Below are 260 nucleotides of genomic sequence, written 5' to 3'. Positions count from 1 at the left end.
CCCAAAAACGTGAATCCTCGGGATAAAACCAAATCGTTTGTTGATCAATATCTTTACCGCTCATTTTATCCCAGCCATAAATATGATCGTCCATCTCACAATTGATAAATACCGCATGACCAACCGCATTCGGATCCGCATAACGGCCATCAGCAAAGGTCGTCGTTGGATGCCAAGGCCGACCAAGAGCATAACTTTTTGCGGGAACATCCGTTTCTTTTTTCAAACGGCAGTCTTTGAAAACCAATCCGAAAGATTGA

Annotated in this window: 1 protein-coding gene; it reads right to left on the bottom strand. The window is 43.5% G+C overall.

Going from position 1 to position 260, the window contains the following annotated elements; all coding sequences use genetic code 11:
• Nucleotides 1–260, bottom strand: a 260-nt coding sequence (locus Q5762_RS38845; RefSeq protein ID WP_315897026.1) for a hypothetical protein, incomplete at both ends; no start/stop codon positions are given.

It is taken from the genome of Streptomyces sp. P9(2023), assembly GCF_032436795.1.
Lineage (GTDB): Bacteria > Actinomycetota > Actinomycetes > Streptomycetales > Streptomycetaceae > Streptomyces.
The sequence above is the reverse complement of the archived record's forward strand: the minus strand, read 5'-3'. Positions and strand labels throughout refer to the sequence as shown.